Raw genomic sequence first — 18,381 nt, 5'->3', positions numbered from 1 at the left:
GGACCTTCTTTTCATGAGGGACTGGCGGTTGCGGGTACAGCGGCGGCGGTCCGCCGCCGGGCGGCGTAGGCGACGGCGGCGATGATGATGACGCCCTGCACGGCCGGGCGGAGCGTCGCGGGCAGCGCCATCTGGTTGAACAGGGTGAACAGGGCCTCGATCGCGAGCGCCCCGGCCATGGCCGCGAGCGCCGTGCCGCGCCCGCCGCCGAGCGCGACGCCGCCGAGGACCACAGCGGTGATGACGGTGAACTCCAGGCCCTCGCCGACTTGGGCGCTCACGCCCGCGAACCCTCCGATGAGGACGCCGGCGACGGTGGCCGAGATCCCGGAGAGGACGAACGCGGCCGTGCGGGCGGTGTCGACGCGGGCGCCGGAGCGCTTCGCGGCGAGCTCGTTGTCGCCCGATGCCATGAGGATGCGGCCGAACCTTGTGCGCATCAACAGGATCGCGGCCGCGCCGAGGGCGAGCATGATGAGCAGCGCCCACGGGATCTGGGCGACGGGCGTCTCGATGCCGAGGCGGCCGGGCGTGCGGAACGTCTCCGAGAGCGCGCCGGTGGGGGCGCCGCCGGTCCACAGCCGGATCGCGCCGTACAGGACCAGGAGCATCCCGAGGGTCGTGATGAACGACTGCACTTTAAGGACGGTGGTGATGAGCCCGTTCACCAGGCCCACACCGATGCCGAAGGCGAGCATGACGAGTAGGACGGGGACCGTGCGGGACTCCTCGCCGTCGATGAGCCGCGCGGCGATCACCACTTGCGCGCCGACGAGCGCGCCCACGGAGAGGTCGAAGTTCCCCGAGACGATCACGAAGTACTGCCCGGCCGCGAGGATCACCAGCGGCGCGGCCTGCTTGAGGAACGCCATGAGCGAGGGGGCCTCGAAGAACCCGGGGTTGATCGCGAGGATGCCCGCGAAGACCAGGGCGATCAGGAGGAACACGGTGCCGGTGCCGCCGCCGACGAGGGCGGCGCCGAAACGGCGCAGGCGTGTCATGACGACCTCCTTGCGGCCGCCTCGAAGCGGGGTCTGCGGGCGCTGCGGTCGAGCTGGCGGCGGGCGTACAGTGCGACGGCCGTGATGATCACGGCGCCGCGCAGCACGTCCTTCGCGAACGGGTCGATCTGCATCACGTTGAACACGGTGTCGAGCACGGCCAGGATCGCCACGCCCGCAACTGTTCCGGCGACGCCGCCCTTGCCGCCGAGGAGGAGCGTGCCGCCGAGCACGACCGCGGCGATCGCGTCCAGCTCGTACAGGTTCGTGTAGGCCTCGGCCGAACCGGTGCCGAACCGGGCGGCGAGGAGCAGTCCCGCGAGCCCGGCGCACATGCCGCACAGGACGTGCGCGGCGAGCAGGACCCGGTTGGTGCGGATGCCGGACATGCGTGCCACGTCGGCGTCGCCGCCCACGGCGTACATGTGGTGGCCGGTGCGCGTCGACCGGAGGAACCAGACCGCGGCGGCGGCCACCGCGAGCATCACCAGCGCCGAGACCGGCACGAACGCGATCCGCGTGTACCCGAACTGCTGGAACACGGCCGGGACGTCCCCGGCGGGGCCCCTGTACTCGGTGTCCAGGTAGCCCTTGAGGATCAGGCCGGTGCCGAGGGTCGCGATGAACGGGTTCACTTTGAGATAGGCGACGATCGCGCCGTTCGCGGCGCCGATGAGGCCGGAGACGAGCAGCACGAGGGCGACCGCGAGCGGGATGTTGGCCGCTTGTCCATCCATAGTGGTGGCGGCGACGAGGCTGGAGAGGGCCGCGACATACCCGACCGAGAGGTCCAGGGACCGGCACAGGATCACCAGGGTCATGCCGATGGCGAGGAACCCGGTGAGGCTGGTGCGGGTGAGCATGTCGACGAGGTTCGCGGTCGCGAACAGGTTCCCGCCGTCCAACGCGACGGCGGCGGCGCCGACTGCGAGGACTCCGACGAGGGCGAGATAGATGAGGGCAGTGGTGCTGAGGCGAGGGGTGAGGGTCTTCATTCCGGCTCGGTCCCTTCACGTCTCTGGTGTGCACCGTTGCGACCCGTCGCGTAGGCCATGACCTCCTGCTCAGTTGCGCCGCCGGGGAGGGTCCCGGCGATGCGGCCGTCGTGGAGGACCGCGATCCGGTCGGCCAGGCCGATCACCTCGATGAGCTCGGAGGCGATGAGCAGCACCGCGAGCCCTTCGGCCGCGAGGTCGCGGATCACGGAGTACAGCTTGTGCTTGGCGCCCACGTCGATCCCGCGCGTCGGCTCGTCGAGGACGATCACGCCCGGCTCGGCCGCTAGCCATTTCGCGACGACCACTTTCTGCTGGTTGCCGCCGGAGAGGAACTGGACCTCCTGGTCGCCGCCGCGGGCGACGAGGTCGAGGCTGGAGAGGAGCCCGTCGATGCGGGCGAGCCGCCGCCGGGAGTGGACGCGGGCGTTCGCGTCGAGGACCATGCGGGCGTTGGCCTTCACCGACTGGTGCAGCGCGAGGCCCTGGGCTTTGCGGTCTTCGGTGACGAGCGCGATCCCGGCCGCGATCGCCTTGCGGGGCCGCGTGATCCGCACGTCCCGGCCGTCGACCTGGACGGTGCCGCGCGTGAACGGGGCGATGCCGAAGACCGCTTCGGCGATCTCGGTGCGGCCCGAGCCCTGGAGCCCGGCGAGGCCGACGATCTCCCCCGCGCGCACTTCGAGGTCGATTCGGTCGACGAAGTCGTTGCCGCCATTAGTGATCCGCAGCCGCACGTCGCCCGTTTCGGTGCCGGGCAGACGGGGTGGGAACTGGGCCTCGATGCGGCGCCCGACCATGCGCGTCACGAGCTCGTCGGGGGTGATGTCGGCGGTGGCGACGCTGTCGACCAGGCGGCCGTCCTTGAGGATCGTGATCCGGTCGCACAGGTCGAAGATCTCCCGGAGCCGGTGGGAGACATACAGGACGGCGACCCCGCGTTCACGAAGGCGCTCGACGAGCCGGTACAGCAGGGCCACTTCGGCGTCGGCGAGCGCGGCGGTCGGCTCGTCCATGCAGATGAGGTCGGCGCCGTGCGAGAGGGCCTTGGCGATCTCGGTGATCTGCTGGTGGGCGACCGAGAGCGAGCCGACTTTCGCGGTGGGGGCGAGGTCCGGGACGCCGAGGTCGGCGAGGGCCGCGGCGGTCGCCTCGTTCATGGCGCGATGCGCGATGCGGCCGCGGCGGCGCGGCTCGTGTCCGAGGTGGACGTTCTCGGCGACGGTGAGCTCGGGCAGGAGGTTGAACTCCTGGAAGACCGTGGCGATCCCGGCGCGCTGGGCGGCGGCGGGGTGGGTGAAGGAGACGGCGCGGCCGTCCAGCTCGATGGTGCCTGCGTCCGCGGTGTGGACGCCGGCGAGGATCTTCATCAGCGTGGACTTGCCTGCGCCGTTCTCCCCCACCAGGGCGTGGACCTCACCCCGGTTCACCGTGAGGTCCACTGAGGAGAGCACGGGGACGCCGAGGAACGCTTTGCCGATGCCGCGCATGGCGAGCACGGGGGTCATCGCGGGACCTCCGCCCAGTCGCGGGTCCGGGCCGAGGCGAAGACGGCTTCGGCGAGTTCGGCGGCGCGCAGGCCGTCGGCGAACGTCGGCAGGCCGTCGGGCGTGTCGCCGTCGATCGCGGCGCGGGTGTCGGCGACGAACGCGTCGAAGCAGTCCTGGTAGCCCTGGGCGTGCCCGGCGGGGACGCGGGCGAGGCGGGCGGCGTCGGGGCTGAGGCGGTCGGGGTCGCGCATCACGATGGCGTTCTGGTCCCGGCCGCCGATCCAGAGCGTCTCGGGGCGCTCCTGGTCGAAGGCGACGGTGGACTCGGTGCCGGAGATCTCCAGCAGCAGCCGGTTCTTGCGTCCGGCCGAGACCTGGCTGATCACGGTGGAGCCGACCATCCCGGCGGCGGTGGCGAACTGCAGCGTCACGATGTCCTCTGTGGAGACGTCACGGCCCGAGCGCCTGCGGTTCACGGTGGCGAGCTGGGCGTTGACGGCGGTGATGCGGTCGCCGGTGACGAACTCGAGGAGGTCGCACCAGTGGGAGCCGATGTCGCCGAAGGCGCGGAGCGCGCCGCCCTTGTCGGCGTCGACCCGCCAGTTGTCGTCGCCGGGGCGCAGCAGCCAGTCCTGGAGGTAGGAGCCGTGCGCGAGGGTGAGGCGACCGATCTGTCCACTCGCGACTCTGGCGCGGGCCTCGCGGACCATCGGGTGGAAGCGGTAGACGAACGGCACCGTGGCCACGACCCCGGCCGCGGCGGCGGCCTCGGTCATCGCGCGGGCGGTCGCGGCGTCCGTCGCCAGGGGCTTCTCGCACACCACGTGCTTCCCGGCCGCTATGGCGGCCAGGGCGATCGGGGCGTGGAGGTGGTTGGGGACGCAGACGTGGACGACGTCGGCGGCGTCGATCGCGGCCTCCAGATCGTCGAACACGGTATCGGCGCGGAGGTCGGCGGCGGCTTCGCGGGCCCGTTCGGGCGAGGACCCCATGAGCCCCGCGACCGAGCCTCCGGCGACGGCGATGGCGCGGGCGTGGACGCGGCCCATGAAGCCGGTGCCGATGACGGCCGCGCGGTAGTCCCGCCGAGTGATCGTGACGTGAGCCATATGACGACCGTAGGACCGACTTATGACAGAGCACAAGCAAAAGTTGTCGGTGTTATGAAACAGTTACGTCATGACTCCGTCGAAACCCGTGTGGTTCACTATGGGTGTGACTGACGGTTCGCATGTGCCCCGACGCCAGGCCCCCGGGGCCTCGGTCGGCGCCGGGGCGCTGCTCCAGCTCCTGCGCGACGGCGCACCGCGGACCCGCTCCGAACTCTCCGCCCTCACCGGCCTCGCCCGCTCCACCGTCACCTCCCGGGTCGACGCGCTCCTCGCCGCCGGACTCATCGCCCCGACCGGCGAGACCGCCTCCACCGGCGGCAGGCCCCCCGCGACCTTCGCGTTCAACCCGGCCGCGCGCATCGTCCTCGGCGCCGACCTCGGCGCCACCCACGCCCGGCTCGCCGTCACCGACCTCGCCGGGAACGTCCTCGCCGTGACCAACGCCGACCTCGACATCGCCTTGGGCCCCAAGCCGGTCCTGGACTGGACCGTCGAACACGGCCTCGCGCTCCTCGATGAGGTCGGCCGCTCCGCGAGCGACCTGCTCGGCGTCGGCATCGGCCTCCCCGGGCCCGTCGAGCACGACACCGGCCGCGCCGTGAACCCGCCGATCATGCCCGGCTGGGACGGCTTCGACGTGCCCGCCTATGTGCGCGAACGCATCCCGGTGCCGGTCATGGTCGACAACGACGTGAACATCATGGCCCTCGGCGAGCACTTCACCGCCTGGCCCGAGTACGAGCACCTGCTCTTCATCAAGGCCGCCACCGGCATCGGCTGCGGCATCATCGCCTCCGGCCAGGTCTACCGGGGGGCGCAGGGCGCGGCGGGCGACATGGGGCACATCCGCGTCGCGGGCGCCGACGACGTGCACTGCCGCTGCGGCAACACCGGCTGCCTCGAAGCCGTCGCGAGCGGCGCGGCGATCGCCAAGCGCCTCACCGGACAGGGCATCCAGGCGGGCGGCTCGCTCGACGTCGTCGAACTCGCCCGCTCCGGCTCCGTCCCGGCCCTGCGCCTCGTCCGCCAGGCGGGCAGGGACATCGGCGAAGTGCTCGCCGGGGCCGTCAACTTTTTCAACCCGTCGATCATCGTCATCGGCGGCTCCCTCGCGCTCGCCGGAGACCACCTCATCGCGGGCGTCCGCGAAGTCATCTACCAGCGCTCGCTTCCCTTGGCCACCAGGCACCTGCGCATCGCCGCCGCCCGCACGGGCGAGTCGAGCGGTGCGATCGGCGCGGGCGTCATGGTCATCGAGCACGCCCTCGACCCCGCCCGCCTCGACGCCACCACCGACCTGAAGACGAACGGATGAACATGCTCAAGCGCTCCCTCGGCCGCACCGGCCTCGAAGTCACCCCGCTGTGCATCGGCACCAGCACCCTCGCCGGGTTCGACTCGGTGTACGGGTACGAAGTGGACGATGAACGCGCCGTCGAAACGGTCCTCGCGGTCTTCGACAGCGAGGTCAACTACCTCGACACCGGCAACAACTACGGCAAGGACGGCCTGTCCGAGCGCCGCATCGGCGAGGCCATCCGCCGCCGCGGCGGCCTCCCCGAGGGCTTCGTCCTGCAGACCAAAGTGGACGCCGACCCGGAGACCGGCGACTACTCCGGCGACCGCGTGCGCCGCTCCCTCGAAGAGAGCCTGGAGCGCCTCGGCCTCGACACCGTGCCGGTCCTGGCCCTCCACGACCCCGAGTTCATGCGGCAGGACGGCTTCGCACCCGGCGGCGCCCTCGAAGCGCTCGTCGGGCTCCGCGAGTCCGGCGCCGTCGACTTCTTGGCCGTCGCTTCAGGCGACGTGAAGCTCAGCCAGCAGTACCTCGACACCGGCGAATTCGACCTGGTGCTCAACCACAACCGGTACACGCTGCTCAACCGCGAGGCCGAGGAGCTGTTCACCAAGGCCCGCGCCGAGGGCCTCGGCGTCCTCAACGCCGCCCCCTACGGCGGCGGGATGCTCGCCAAAGGCCCTGCGCAGCAGCCGAAGTACTGCTACGGCGAACGCGACGAGGCCATCGCCGCCGCCGCGTACAAGATGGCCGAGGCCTGCGAGCGCGCGGGCGTCCCGCTCATCGCCGCCGCGCTCCAGTTCTCGACGCGCTCGCCGCTGATCGACTCCACAGTGGTCGGCATCTCGCGGCCCGAGCGCGCCGCCGAGACCATCGCGCTGCTCGACGTCGCGATCCCCGAATCCCTCTGGGAGGAGCTGGAGGCGCTGGCCCCGGCAGCCCGCATCTGAACGGCGGCAAGGCTTCGCGTTCCTCAAGGGGCTATTTCGCCCGGATACACTCGTTCCGTCCTGAAGCGAACAGAGGAACGGTGACGCATGCCTAGATCGCCATCCCCGAGCGGGTCGGTCGGAGGGAAGATCCTCTCCCAGGTCCTCGACGACCCGGCGACGTTCCGGACCACCGAGGGCCTGAAGAAGGCCCCGCCGCCACCGCCGCCGAAACCCAACCGGCTCAAGCCGTTCAACGACACCGACAAGGCGAACCTGCGCACCTACACCAACGGCGGGTTCATGCAGATCAACCCTTACCTGCGCAACCCCGACGGCACGGGCAAGCCGTTCCGGAAGAAGTTCCAGGACAAGGCCGACGGCGTCTCGGACGCCCTGTCGAAGCTGCCGGGCGAGCCGGGCAAGACCTACCGGGGCGCGAACCTCAAGGACAAGCCCGGCCTGCTCGACAAGTACAAGGAGGGCCAGGTCGTCAAGGAGGACGCGTTCACCAGCACCTCGAAGAACCCGGACATCCACGCTTCGGGGCAGTTCGCGGGCGACACGCGCTTCACCGTCAACGGCAGGAACGGGAAGAACGTCACCGAGTACTCCGACCACGACGAAGAGGAGATCCTCTTCGACAAGGGCACGGACTTCATGGTGGACAAGGTGACCCGCAACGGCCGGTACACCGACATCGAGATGACCGAGGTCTGAGGTGCCCCGGGGCCGCGGCCCCGGGGCACCTTCGGCTATGAGCGGCTGAGCCGCGCAATCACGAGCATGGCCTCGGAGACCGCGACCGGGTCGAGCGCCGCTCCGTCAGGCATTTTCAGTTCGACCGTGTCCAGCGTCTGCTCGGCGCTGTTGTCGTACCCGTAGCCGGGGTGCACGCCGGGGGTCGAGTCGAGGTACACGTAGCCGCCCTCGGGGAACTCCCGGTAGAGGCCGTAGCCGCCGCGTCCGGGCGGGCCGCCGAACTTCCAGCCGCGGTTCAGCAGGCCGATCATCGGCCCGGCGCCGGTCGTCGCGCCCTCGAACCGCAGCCGTCCGGTCTTGCGCTCCTCGTCGGTCAGGTCGAAGGCGGGCCGGGCGAGCTGGTCGAACGGCTGCAGGATCTCGTAGTCGGCGAACACCGAGGCCCATGTCTCAACGTCCTCCCCCAGCGTGAGCGGGTGCGCCAGGCGCACTGCCGCGTCCTCGGGCAGCGCGAACGGCTCGTCCTCGGCGTCGGCGAGGGTCCGGTCCTCGGCGAGGCGGAACGACACGCCGCCGGCCTGCCAGACGAGGCGGCTCGACAGGTGCCACATCAGCGGGTGGTCGACCAGGAACTCCTGGAACTCCGCGCGCGTCCACGTGCGGGCGGCGCCCATCGCCGCTTCGAGGCGCTTGACCTGCTCGGCGGCGGTGGCCTTGAGCTCCTTGCGGAGTGCGGCGAACCGCTCGTAGGCGGGCTGCGCGAGCTCCGGGTCGTCCTTCGCGTTCGGCTTGGGCGCGCTCGCCTTCCGCTTCCCCGATTCGTCGATGACGTACGGCTTCAGCGCCTCGTCGAACCTGATCGTGAAGGACCGCGGCCCGTAGTCGAGCACGAGCGAGTCCTCCGCGAGCCCGAAGTCGGGCACGAGCCGGTCGCCGAGCTGGTCGAGGGTGAGCTCCAGCCGCTCGGCGATGACCTCGATCTGCTCGACCGCGGTCTTCTTGAGCGCCTTGAACTTCGCCTTCTGCGCGATGGCGTGCACGGTGCGCAGCGCGGCCTCCGAGCCGACGCCGCCGAGGACCTCCAGGCCGCGCACCGCCTTGCGGTTCTGGCTCTGGCCGGGCCACTCGCGGATGAGCGCGTCCAGGCGCCGCACGGCGTAGTCGTCGGCGAAGCGGCGCAGCTGGTCCATCGCCCACGCGTCCTTCGACGGCGATCCCGCCGAGAGCCACAGCTCGAACAGGCCCCACGAGAACGCCGACAGCGAGGCCGGGTCGCATTCGGCGGCGAGCGCGTCCACGCCCGGGTACATGCGCTCGGCGTCGTCCATCGCAAGCGCGGTCATGAGCGTGACGACCGCCGAATCGGGAAGGGCCGCAGTGCGGTCGGCGAGGAGCACCTGCGGGAGCATCGCCGGTTCGGCCCATTTGCCGGGCTTGGGGATGCGCGCGAGCTGCGGGTCGAACGGGTCGGCGTCGAGCAGGGCGGCGACGGCCGCGGCGGCCTCGTCGCCGTACAGCGCGGCCTGTTCGTCCACAACGGAGCGGTCGAGGTACCGGAGGGCGTCGGTGGCGGCCTTGCGGCGCTTGGCGTCTTTGCCTGCGGCGTCGGGGATAAGGAACGCGGCGGCGACAGCGGCGTGCCGGTCGAGCCAGGCCTTGGCGGTGGCGCGCTCGTTGCGGCCGCGCGAGAGCCAGCCCGCGGTGAGGCGCGCGGCGTCGAGGTTCACGAAGGGCGCCAAGGCCTCGCGGAACGAGGTCTTGCGTTTGAGGAGCGCCGTCGCGTGCGCCCTGGTCTCGTCGCCGTAGCGGGCGAGGATCGATTTGAGCGTGCCCGTGCTGAGCGACGCGGAGGTGCCGTCCCATTTCGCGAGCGCGGGGCGGGAGTACTCGTCGGGGGCGTAGGCGACGAGGTGGTTGAAGGCCCAGTCGTTCGGGTCGTCGGGGCGGTTCCGATGCCAGCGGGGGTAGTTGGCCCAGTAGTCGTCCGCGCCGCCGGGGGCCTCGCGCCACTCGTCCTGTTCCCCTGGGGCCCAGCGCAGTTCGTCGATGGCAGGGGGCGTGAGTTCGAGGGCCGCGCGTTTGGAGGGCTTCGCGTACGGGGCCCAAGGGGGCGTGGTGAAGACCTCGGGCAGGGCCTGGGCGTCGGGGTGGCGCCGCTGCAGCAGCTCGTTGATCCGGTCCCGGTCGGCGGCGTCGAGCGCGTCGGCGGCGTCCCGCAGGCCGTTCGCGGTGACGAATCCGCCGAGGCGGACCCTGGTGGCGGCGTGGGCGTTCGGGGCGACCGAGAGGATCGCGCGCAGCGTGCGGACCGGGAACCGGCTCGCGGCCGCTTGCGCCGCGGCGAGGGCGAGCGGGTTGGTGAGGTCGCCGAGGAGGTAGGCGACGGCCGCTTCGGAGGGGAGGCGGCCGATCGCGTCGTAGACCAGTTCGCGCACTTCGACACTCGGTCGCGGCTCGGCGTCGAGGGTGTTCACCAGGACGGGCAGGGCGTCGGCGCCGAGCGCGTCGACGAGGAGGGCGATCCGCTCGACCACGTTGGCGTAGACGCCGAGGACCCGGGCCTCCGCGCGCTCGGCGTCCTCGCGGTTCGCGACGATCGCCCAGACCAGGTCGTAGCCGTACCGGCCGTTGCGCGATCCCTTGTGGAGGTCGAGGGCTTCGCGGACCCAGTCGTCCTGGTCGGGCATGAGGAGCGCGGCGGCGAACTTCTTGGCGTCGGTCGTGCGGTGCGGCGCGACGGCCTCGCGGACCGCCGCGTACTCGCTTTCGGGAAGGGCCGCAAGGAGTGAGCGCAGGGGTGCGACCAAAGGCAGGTGCTCGTTCAGGAGGGCGACGCGGTGGGCGCCGGGCTCGCTGATCCGCGCGGTCCCCCGGCTGTAGCGCCGGTCCCCCCACCAGTGGACCTCGTACCCGATCATCTCGACCACGGCCCGGCACGCGAAGGCGAGGCCGTGCCGGGCGATCCAGGCGTCCCGCCCGCGCCGTTCGATGTCGCGGTACATCCCCTCGTCGACCCGTGCGAGGAAGCCGAGGGCGAGCGCGGCCCCGAGCGGGTCGGCTTCCCCGGCGATCCCGGCCCGGATCGGCGCTTCGTACGCGGGGACCTCCAGATGCTGGATCACCACTTCCATGGCTTCGGCGTTCTTCGCGTAGAGCGCTTCGAGCCACTGGGGCGCTTCAGGATCGGCGGCGACAGCGTGCGGCGTGCCGTGCCCGCGCCGGTCGAGGGGGTACTCGCGCCACTCGTCGCGGAACGCCGCGCGGTGCTCGTCGACGGCAGTTGAGGGATTCGTTTCAGTCACGTTGAAGAGCATAGGAACCGGGTACGACACCGGCCGCGACCCCTCGAAACGCTGCTCGTTTGTCTTGCGCGACACACCGACTCGACAAACCTATATGCGAGTACTAGTATCCTATACATGAGTACAGGAGATCTGACGGCACGGGCGAGAATCCGGAACGCGGCGCTCCACGAGTTCGCCGAGCACGGCGCTCGCGGGGCCGCACTCCGGCGGATCGCCGAACGCGCCGACGTCTCGCTCGCCTTGGTGCAGTACCACTTCACCAACAAGGAGGGCCTGCGGCAGGCCTGCGACGAGTACGTCCTCGAGTTCGGGCGCCTCATGCTCCAGCAGGGCACCGAGGACGAGCGCCTGTCCGACCCCGAGTTCATCGCCGAGGTCCACCGGGCGAGCGAACCGGTCCTCGGCTACCTCGCCCGGATGCTCGCCGAGTCCTCCCCCGCAGCAGAGCCGCTGTTCGAAGAGCTCTGCGCCGCCGCCGCGCCGCACCTGCACACGAGCGGCGACCCCCGCACCGACGCGGCGGTGTTCGTCGCCATGCGGCTCGGGCCGTTCGTCCTCCACCGCCAGCTCTCACGCGTCCTCGGCGTGAACGTGCTCCGCGCCGAAGGCATGCGGCACGTCGACGCCGCCCTCATGCGCATCGTCGCCCCCGAGATCCTGGGCGCCGACCTGCGCGACCAAGCCCGCGAAGGCCTTCGCGACACCGAAGACCCCGCGTAAGAAAGCCGAGCCCGACCGGACCCGACTATTTCCGCTCAACCCGCGAATGGAAGTACCGTCATGGAACCCACCACCTTCTTCGCCCTCTTCTGGGGCTGGCTCACCCTCGCGTTCGCCGCGATCCTCTTCATCCGCCCCGCCACGCTCATCGACCTGAAGCTGCGCATGGTGCAGGACCGCTCGTTCGCCCTCGCCTACGGCCTGATGTCGCTGCTCCTCGGCCTCGCCTCGGTCATCCTCGTCAACGAGTGGGCCTGGCACTGGCACGTGCTGGTCACTATCTTCGGGTGGCTCGCGCTCCTCAAGGGCCTCATCGTGATCGGCTACCCCGAGGTCTCGCAGAACGTCAAGACCGAGGCCCGGGTCCTCTCGACCCGCATCGCCCTCGCCGTGATGGCCGGCCTGGCGGTCTGGCTCCTGATCGCCACGTACGCCGAGCACTAGCCTGCGACGCAACGGGGGCCGGACGCGATGCGTCCGGCCCCAAGCTGGTCCTGCTGGTCCTAGGAAGACGCGTCCACAGGTCAAAGGGACTCTGGGCAAGGCCCGGAATCCGGCTCAGGATTGCGGGCATGAAGGTACTGATCGTCCACGCGCACCCTGACGCGAACTCGCTGACCACCTCGCTGAAAGACCTCGCCGTGAGCACCCTGCACGCCGAGGGCCACGAAGTCGTCGTCTCCGACCTGTACGCCATGAAGTGGGCGTCGGCGGCCGACTTCACCGACTTCGACGGGATCACCGGCCCGGACTTCATGCACGCCTCGGGAACCGCCTACGAGACCGGTCGGCTCAGCGCGGACGTCCGCGCCGAGCAGCAGAAGCTCCGCGACGCCGACCTCGTCGTCCTCCTCTTCCCGCTCTGGTGGTTCACCGTCCCCGCGATCCTCAAAGGCTGGATCGACCGGGTGTTCACCTACAACTTCGCTTACGGCGCCAAGCTCGGCCGCTACGGCAGCGACGGCCCGCTCGCCGGAAAGCGCGCCATGCTCGCCACCCTCACCGGCGGCCGCACCGGCCACTACACCGAACGCGGCGTCAACGGCCCCATCGACGACCTGCTCTTCCCGCTCAACCACGGCCTCCTCCACTTCACCGGCTTCGACGTCCTCCCGCCCTTCGTCGCCCACAGCGCCGTCCACCTCGACGCGCAGCGCTACAACGACATCGCCGAGCGGTTCCGCCAGCGCCTCGCCACCGCCTTCACTGCCGACCCGATCCCCTACCGCTCCGAGACCGGCGGCGACTACACCGGCCTCACCCGCGCCGACGGCTCCGAACTCGTCCCCGGCCGCGAATCCCCCGGCGCCACCGGCTTCGCCCTCCACACCGCCTGAAACAAAGGAGGACCCTCTGCAACCCGCGGCGGTCCCGGTTCCGTAGAAACGGGGACAGAGACGCGACGAAAGGCCCCCATGACCCCGCAGCAGGAACGCGAATTCCGCGAGTACGTCCAGGCACGCCGGTCAGGCCTGCTCCGAACCGCGTACCTGATGTGCGGCGACTGGCACCGGGCCGAGGACGCCGTGCAGAGCTCGATGGTGAAGCTCTACGCGGTGTGGTCGAGGACCAAGATGGAGACTGCCGACGCGTACACGCGGCGGATCGTCACCAACACCTTGATCGACGAGTCCCGGCGCGGCTGGTTCCGCCGTGAGCGCTCCTATTCGGAACTGCCCGAAGGCATCGCCGCGGCGAGCGGCTCCGATGAGCGCCTCGCCGCCGTCGCCGCTCTCGCCACGCTGCCACCCAGGCAGCGGGCCACCCTGGTCCTCCGCTTCTGGGAGGACCTGCCGGTCGAGGAAACCGCGCGGATCATGCGCTGTTCGGCCGGCACTGTCAAGAGCCAGACCGCGCGGGGACTGCAGACGCTGCGCGACCTTTATGAGCAGTCGAATCTCGCGGGCCAAGGAGCCGAATCATGAACCCAGACGACGTGCGCGGGTTGTTCAACGAAGCGCTCGACGGAGCCGATCCGGTTCCGGACTCGGGCACCGACGACATCGTGACCGCCGGGCGGCGCCGGGTGCTGCGCCGACGCGCGGCGATCGGGACCGGCGCGGTCGCCGGGGTCGCGGCGCTCGCTGCGGCCCTGGCGATCCCGATGTGGCTCGGGTCGGCCCCGCTCGGTGCTGCCGGGCCGGGCGAAGAGGAAGAGGCCTACACGTGCGATGCGGTTGCCCAGATGAGCGACGCGCAGCGGGGAAGAGCCGCGATGTACGAGGAAGCGCTGGTCACGGCGATGACCGGGATCGGCGGGACCATCGGCGGCTACTGCGGCGAGTTCGAGCCCGACTTCGACGGCTTCTACTTCGACGCGGAAGCGGACGGCTACCGCTACGAAGAGCTAGTGCTCTTCACCGAATCCGGCGAGCACGCGATCCTGCGGGTGGACGTCTTGGAGCCGAGCGACACCGAGGCTTCGGTGCGTATGGAGGGCCTCGCCGGTTGCGGACCGGACGTGGAGTGCACCCAGGACTTGGGCGGGAACGAAGAGGACCTGCCGGTGCTGCTGGTCGAGGAGACCCGGACGCTGGTCGAAGGCGACCAGGTTCCGGTGCGGGCCGCCCTGCTCGAACGCGGCGACGGCGTCATCGTCCATGTCGAGCTTGAAGAGGCGCTCAGGACCGGCACGCTCGGCGTCACCCCCCAGCAGCTCGCCGGTGTCGCGCAAGCCATCCCGGTCGACCAGGAGGCCCCGGACCTCGAACTCGACGACGGCAGCACCGGCAACTACACGCTGCCCGACGACGCCGCCCTCGCCCAGGCGCTCGTCGACGGCATCGCAGCGCAGTTCCCCGGAGCCACGGTCCCTTCGGCCGCCGAGGTCGAGTTCGTCGCACAAGAACAGACCGACGCCTACGCCGAGGGCTACTACTACGGCAACGACAACACGCGCGTCGCCTACGCCGACGCGACGGTCAACGGCGGCGAGCAGGTCAGGTTCTTCCTCCAGGTGACCCCCCTCGACTCCCCCGGCGACGGCGGCGCCTCCCAGGAACCGGCCGAGCACTACGCGAACTGCACCGACTTCTCCTGCGAGTACACCCAGCTCGACGACTCGACCGGCCTGGTGCACCGCGACTCCGTGACCATCCGCCCGGGCCCGACCTCGTTCGAATACCGCGCCGCCGACGGCTGGGCCGTAGGAGTCGGAGCCGAGTCCCTGGGCACCACCGAACCCCCGTCCATCCCCTTCGAAGCGCTCGACGCGATCGTGCACACCATCCGCTAAACACCTGAACCCCGAACGGGCCCCCGCCACCGGCAGGGGCCCGTTCCGCTCGTCCCACTCGGCACCGGCTTGGCCGAGCGCACCAAGCGGCACGGGTAGGGTGCTTGCCATGCGTTTGTTGGTGGCACGGTGCCAAGTCGATTACACGGGGCGCCTCGCGGCCCATCTGCCCATGGCGACCCGGCTGATCATCTGGAAGGCCGACGGGAGCGTGCTGGTGCATGCCGACGGGGGGTCGTACAAGCCGCTGAACTGGATGACGCCGCCGTGCACGGTGGTCGAGGGCGCGACCGAGTGGACGGTCACGTCGAAGAAGACCGGGGACCAGTTGAAGATCACGATCGAAGAGGTCTTCCACGACTCGAGCCATGAACTGGGCGTCGACCCGGGACTGCAGAAGGACGGCGTCGAGGCGCACCTGCAGGAGCTGCTGGCCGCCGACACCGCGCCGCTGGGGAAGGGCTGGTCGCTGGTGCGCCGGGAGTACCCCACCGCGATCGGGCCGGTGGACCTCATGTGCCGCGACTCGGACGGGAAGCACGTGGCCGTGGAGATCAAGCGGCGCGGGGAGATCGACGGCGTCGAGCAGCTGACCCGGTACCTGGAGCTGCTGAACCGCGACCCGCTCCTGGCCCCGGTCGACGGCGTGTTCGCCGCCCAGGCCATCAAGCCGCAGGCGCGCGTGCTCGCCGAGGACCGCGGCATCCGGTGCGTGGTCCTGGACTACGACGACCTGCGCGGGGCTGTGGACGAGAGCCAGCCGAGGCTGTTCTAGACGGATGACGAAGGGCCGCAGCGATTCCGCTGCGGCCCTTGCGGTTGCTCAGGTTACTGGAGCTCGTCTTCGAGGCGGTCCCATTCGGCCTCGCAGTCGGCTTCGGTCAGCAGGCCTTCGCCGGCCTCGACGCATTCCTGGATCGAGTCTTCCTTGAGCGTGTCGGCGCCCTCCTGGAGCATGTCCACGACGACGATGTTCCACACGATGGAACCTGCGATCGCGAGCACCGCGAGCACTAGGCCGGTGCCGCCGGTGCCCTTGCCCTTGCCGCCGCGCGAACCGGCCTTGGCCAGGGCGATGATGGCGAAGATCAGGGCGATGACGCCGATGATGATGCTCACGACGTTGACGAGCGGGATCCAGAACCCGGCGAGCGCGACGATGCCGAGCACCAGCGCGGTCACGCCGAAGCCGTTGCCCTGCTTGACGGGGACGGACTGCTGCATGGGGGCGGGGGCGGGCTGGTAAGCCACGGGGTAACTCCTATTGATGTCGTTCGATCTGATTGTTCGGGCGGAACAGCGTGGAGTCTAGGGCAGCGGTGCAAATTTCCTAAGGGCGGCCAACCGGTCAATTCACGAGATACTGCTCACCTCAACCGTTCGGACCAGGTCAATTACTTACCGTGTCCGTCCATTGAGCCGTAACAGCGTGGGTTCGTTATTCCACTCTGCGCAAGCGGAGGATCGCCGAGTCCCAGTCGGCGTTGCCCCATTTCAGTGGCAGCCCGAGCACGTTCAGTGTCGCTCCCCAATGGATCTCGCCGGTGTCCTCGTCGCGCCAGCGCGAGTCGGCCGCGATGCCTTGGGGCCGCAGCGGCGCGAGCGGCCGGTTGCAGTGGTGCGGGGTCTTGAACGCCAGGACCGCGATCTGGTCGCCGTGCACGTACTGGACGCCGGTGAGCGGCGAGGTCTCCGGGTCGCCGAGGCGGTACTGGACGCCGTGCTGGACGACCGGCCGCAGCCGCTTGTAGTGCGCCACATGCTCGGCGGCCTCGTCGAGTTCGGCTTCGGTCCACTCGGTGAGGTTGCCGCCCACGGCGAGCACGCCGGCGCTGGCGACGTGGAAGCGGAACCGCAGGGAGGTGGTGCGCTGGTTGAAGCCGCTGGGCTCGTCGGTGATCCAGGTGTCCATGGCGCGCGCCGGGTAGGCCTGGCTGAAGCCGTACTGGATGTTGACGCGGTCGCCCGCGTCGGTGTTGTCGGAGGTCCAGACCTGGTCGACGAAGCGGAGCATGCCGGGGTCGACGCGGCCGCCGCCGCCCGCGCAGCCTTCGATGCGCACGTTCGGGTGCTTGGCGCGCAGGCGTTCTTTGATGGAGTAGACGGCTTGGACGTGCTCGAACCAGGCCCGGTCGGGGTCGGTGGAGTCGGGTCGGCCGACTTCGGTCCAGGGCCGGTTGTGGTCCCATTTGACGTAGTCGATGTCGTTGGCGCTCAACAGGTCGTCGAGCCAGGCGTAGGCCCAGGCGGCGACTTCGGGGCGGCCGTAGTCGAGTACGAGCTGCTGGCGCAGTTCGGTGCGGTCGCGTCCGGCCTGGTGGTGGACCCAGTCGGGGTGGGCGCGGTGGAGGTCGGAGTCGGCGTTGCACATCTCGGGTTCGACCCAGATGCCGAACTTCATGCCGGTGGCGTGCACGGCGTCGATGAGCGGCCCGAGGCCCTCGGGGAAGCGGTCGGGATTGGGCTGCCAGTCGCCGAGCCCGGCGTTGTCGGTGACGCGCTTGCCGAACCAGCCGTCGTCGACGACGAACTGCTCGCAGCCGATGCGCGCGGCGAGCGCGACGAGCGGGAGCTGCTTCGCTTCGGCCACGTCGAAGAACACGGCTTCCCAGGAGTTGAAGAGGACGGGCGCGTCCTCTTCGGGGGTGGGCATGACGTGGCGGCGCAGGTGCTCGTGCCAGGCGCGCGAGGCGCCGCCGAAACCGTCGTGGGTGCAGAGCCCGGAGTAGACGGGGGTCGTCCAGGTCTCGCCCGCGCGGAGGGTCCAGCGCAGGCCCTCGTGCCCGGCGCCGCCGGTGATCGACACGCGGCCCTGGGCGGAGCGGCGGAGCAGGACGCGCCACGAGCCGGACCAGGCGAGGTTGGTGGAGTAGACGGTGCCGGCGATCTCGGTCGCGGTGCCGTCGTCGACGGCGGTCCACGGGTTCGACTGGTGGCCGGTGAGTCCACGCCGGGAGCCGATCGCGGTCTCGCCGACCGGCAGTTGGGTGCGCCGCAGCTGCCATTCGGCGGCCCATTCGCCGCTGAGGTGGGAGAGCCGGTAGTCGTCCCAGTGCGGGAGGGTCCAGGCGGCGGCGTCGAAGCGGGTGAGTTCGACCGGGGACGAGGCGTCGAGGGAGGCCCACCGGTCGAGGACGCCGGTGTCCCACAGCCGGTAGTGCAAGGTCAGTGCGAGGTCGCGGTCGGTGAACCGGATCGCCAGGTGGTCCTCGTCGATCGTGTGGTCGGCGTAGTGCCAGGCGAAGCCCTTGGCGCCGTCGGGATGGCGCAGCTGCAGGGACGGGGTCGCGAACTGGGGCCCGAGTTCGCCGAGGAGTTCGGCGCCGGTGTGGAGCCGGTCGTCCCACGAGTAGGCCTCGCGCCACTCGACCGCGAGCGACGCGGCGGCCGCGTCAGGGATCGCGGGGCCCCAGTGCAGCTGGCGGGGCAGGCCGTCGTGGACGCCGACGACGTAGGAGCGCCCGGCCCCGGTGAGGTGCCAGGTGAGGGCGGCTTCGTCGAAGCGGATGGACATGCGGTCTCCTCAAGGATCGGGATCGGGTCCAGTCTGCCTCTCGAGGCAAGCGCTATAGAAACCGGTATCATCATTCAGGAC

General features: G+C 70.5%; 16 protein-coding genes. 9 read left to right on the top strand and 7 right to left on the bottom strand.

The features are described from left to right. Window positions 1-11: 11 nt before the first annotated feature. Genes ACZ60M_RS15695 through ACZ60M_RS15680 form a run of 4 tightly spaced genes read right to left on the bottom strand, consistent with a single transcriptional unit; the run spans window position 12 to window position 4,595 of the window. On the bottom strand, window positions 12-1,001 hold the full coding sequence (locus tag ACZ60M_RS15695) for an ABC transporter permease (protein ID WP_465418603.1): 990 nt from the start codon (window positions 999-1,001) through the stop codon (window positions 12-14). Beyond that, window positions 998-1,996, bottom strand: a complete 999-nt coding sequence (locus ACZ60M_RS15690; protein ID WP_465418602.1) for an ABC transporter permease — start codon at window positions 1,994-1,996, stop codon at window positions 998-1,000. The genes ACZ60M_RS15695 and ACZ60M_RS15690 overlap by 4 nt, the downstream gene beginning before the upstream one ends. Then, window positions 1,993-3,504, bottom strand: a complete 1,512-nt coding sequence (locus ACZ60M_RS15685) for a sugar ABC transporter ATP-binding protein (protein WP_465418601.1) — start codon at window positions 3,502-3,504, stop codon at window positions 1,993-1,995. Before ACZ60M_RS15685 ends, ACZ60M_RS15690 begins: the two co-directional genes overlap by 4 nt. Continuing rightward, a complete protein-coding gene (locus tag ACZ60M_RS15680; protein ID WP_465418600.1) occupies window positions 3,501-4,595 on the bottom strand; it encodes a Gfo/Idh/MocA family protein in 1,095 nt (364 codons plus the stop codon). The genes ACZ60M_RS15685 and ACZ60M_RS15680 overlap by 4 nt, the downstream gene beginning before the upstream one ends. Window positions 4,596-4,695: 100 nt before the next feature. Between ACZ60M_RS15680 and ACZ60M_RS15675 the strand changes: the two genes are divergently transcribed. The 3 genes from ACZ60M_RS15675 (at window position 4,696) to ACZ60M_RS15665 (ending at window position 7,544) form a co-directional block, all read left to right on the top strand. Beyond that, window positions 4,696-5,913 (top strand): ROK family transcriptional regulator, encoded by a 1,218-nt coding sequence (locus ACZ60M_RS15675; protein ID WP_465418635.1) that lies wholly within the window; start codon window positions 4,696-4,698, stop codon window positions 5,911-5,913. Next, a complete protein-coding gene (locus ACZ60M_RS15670; protein ID WP_465418598.1) occupies window positions 5,910-6,845 on the top strand; it encodes an aldo/keto reductase in 936 nt (311 codons plus the stop codon). The genes ACZ60M_RS15675 and ACZ60M_RS15670 overlap by 4 nt, the downstream gene beginning before the upstream one ends. An 87-nt stretch (window positions 6,846-6,932) precedes the next feature. Next, the gene (locus ACZ60M_RS15665) at window positions 6,933-7,544 is read left to right on the top strand and encodes an ADP-ribosyltransferase (protein ID WP_465418596.1); all 612 of its coding nucleotides are present in this window, start codon (window positions 6,933-6,935) and stop codon (window positions 7,542-7,544) included. A 35-nt stretch (window positions 7,545-7,579) separates the two neighbouring features. Here the strand turns inward: ACZ60M_RS15665 and ACZ60M_RS15660 are convergent, their stop codons facing one another. Continuing rightward, entirely contained in the window at window positions 7,580-10,828 is a 3,249-nt protein-coding gene (locus ACZ60M_RS15660; protein WP_465418594.1) for a DUF4132 domain-containing protein, read from the bottom strand. 117 nt (window positions 10,829-10,945) lie between these two features. Here ACZ60M_RS15660 and ACZ60M_RS15655 point away from each other — a divergent pair, with 117 nt between their 5' ends. The 6 genes from ACZ60M_RS15655 (at window position 10,946) to nucS (ending at window position 15,561) form a co-directional block, all read left to right on the top strand. Further along, the gene (locus ACZ60M_RS15655) at window positions 10,946-11,551 is read left to right on the top strand and encodes a TetR/AcrR family transcriptional regulator (RefSeq protein WP_465418592.1); all 606 of its coding nucleotides are present in this window, start codon (window positions 10,946-10,948) and stop codon (window positions 11,549-11,551) included. 60 nt (window positions 11,552-11,611) lie between these two features. Then, entirely contained in the window at window positions 11,612-11,995 is a 384-nt protein-coding gene (locus ACZ60M_RS15650) for a hypothetical protein (protein ID WP_465418590.1), read from the top strand. A 128-nt stretch (window positions 11,996-12,123) separates the two neighbouring features. Further along, complete coding sequence (locus ACZ60M_RS15645) at window positions 12,124-12,888, top strand: NAD(P)H-dependent oxidoreductase (protein WP_465418588.1); 765 nt, start codon at window positions 12,124-12,126, stop codon at window positions 12,886-12,888. Between the two features lie 78 nt (window positions 12,889-12,966). After that, the gene (locus ACZ60M_RS15640; RefSeq protein WP_465418586.1) at window positions 12,967-13,476 is read left to right on the top strand and encodes a SigE family RNA polymerase sigma factor; all 510 of its coding nucleotides are present in this window, start codon (window positions 12,967-12,969) and stop codon (window positions 13,474-13,476) included. After that, the gene (locus ACZ60M_RS15635; RefSeq protein WP_465418584.1) at window positions 13,473-14,786 is read left to right on the top strand and encodes a hypothetical protein; all 1,314 of its coding nucleotides are present in this window, start codon (window positions 13,473-13,475) and stop codon (window positions 14,784-14,786) included. The genes ACZ60M_RS15640 and ACZ60M_RS15635 overlap by 4 nt, the downstream gene beginning before the upstream one ends. Before the next feature lie 109 nt (window positions 14,787-14,895). Next, window positions 14,896-15,561 (top strand): endonuclease NucS, encoded by a 666-nt coding sequence (nucS, locus tag ACZ60M_RS15630; protein WP_465418582.1) that lies wholly within the window; start codon window positions 14,896-14,898, stop codon window positions 15,559-15,561. Window positions 15,562-15,614: 53 nt separating this feature from the next. On the opposite strand, the gene ACZ60M_RS15625 is transcribed toward nucS, so the two are convergent. After that, complete coding sequence (locus ACZ60M_RS15625; protein WP_465418580.1) at window positions 15,615-16,037, bottom strand: hypothetical protein; 423 nt, start codon at window positions 16,035-16,037, stop codon at window positions 15,615-15,617. Window positions 16,038-16,224: 187 nt separating this feature from the next. Then, window positions 16,225-18,300 (bottom strand): alpha-galactosidase, encoded by a 2,076-nt coding sequence (locus tag ACZ60M_RS15620; RefSeq protein WP_465418579.1) that lies wholly within the window; start codon window positions 18,298-18,300, stop codon window positions 16,225-16,227. Window positions 18,301-18,381 lie beyond the last annotated feature (81 nt).

The sequence above is a fragment of the Glycomyces sp. NPDC050141 genome (assembly GCF_055586545.1).
The sequence above is the reverse complement of the archived record's forward strand: the minus strand, read 5'-3'. Positions and strand labels throughout refer to the sequence as shown.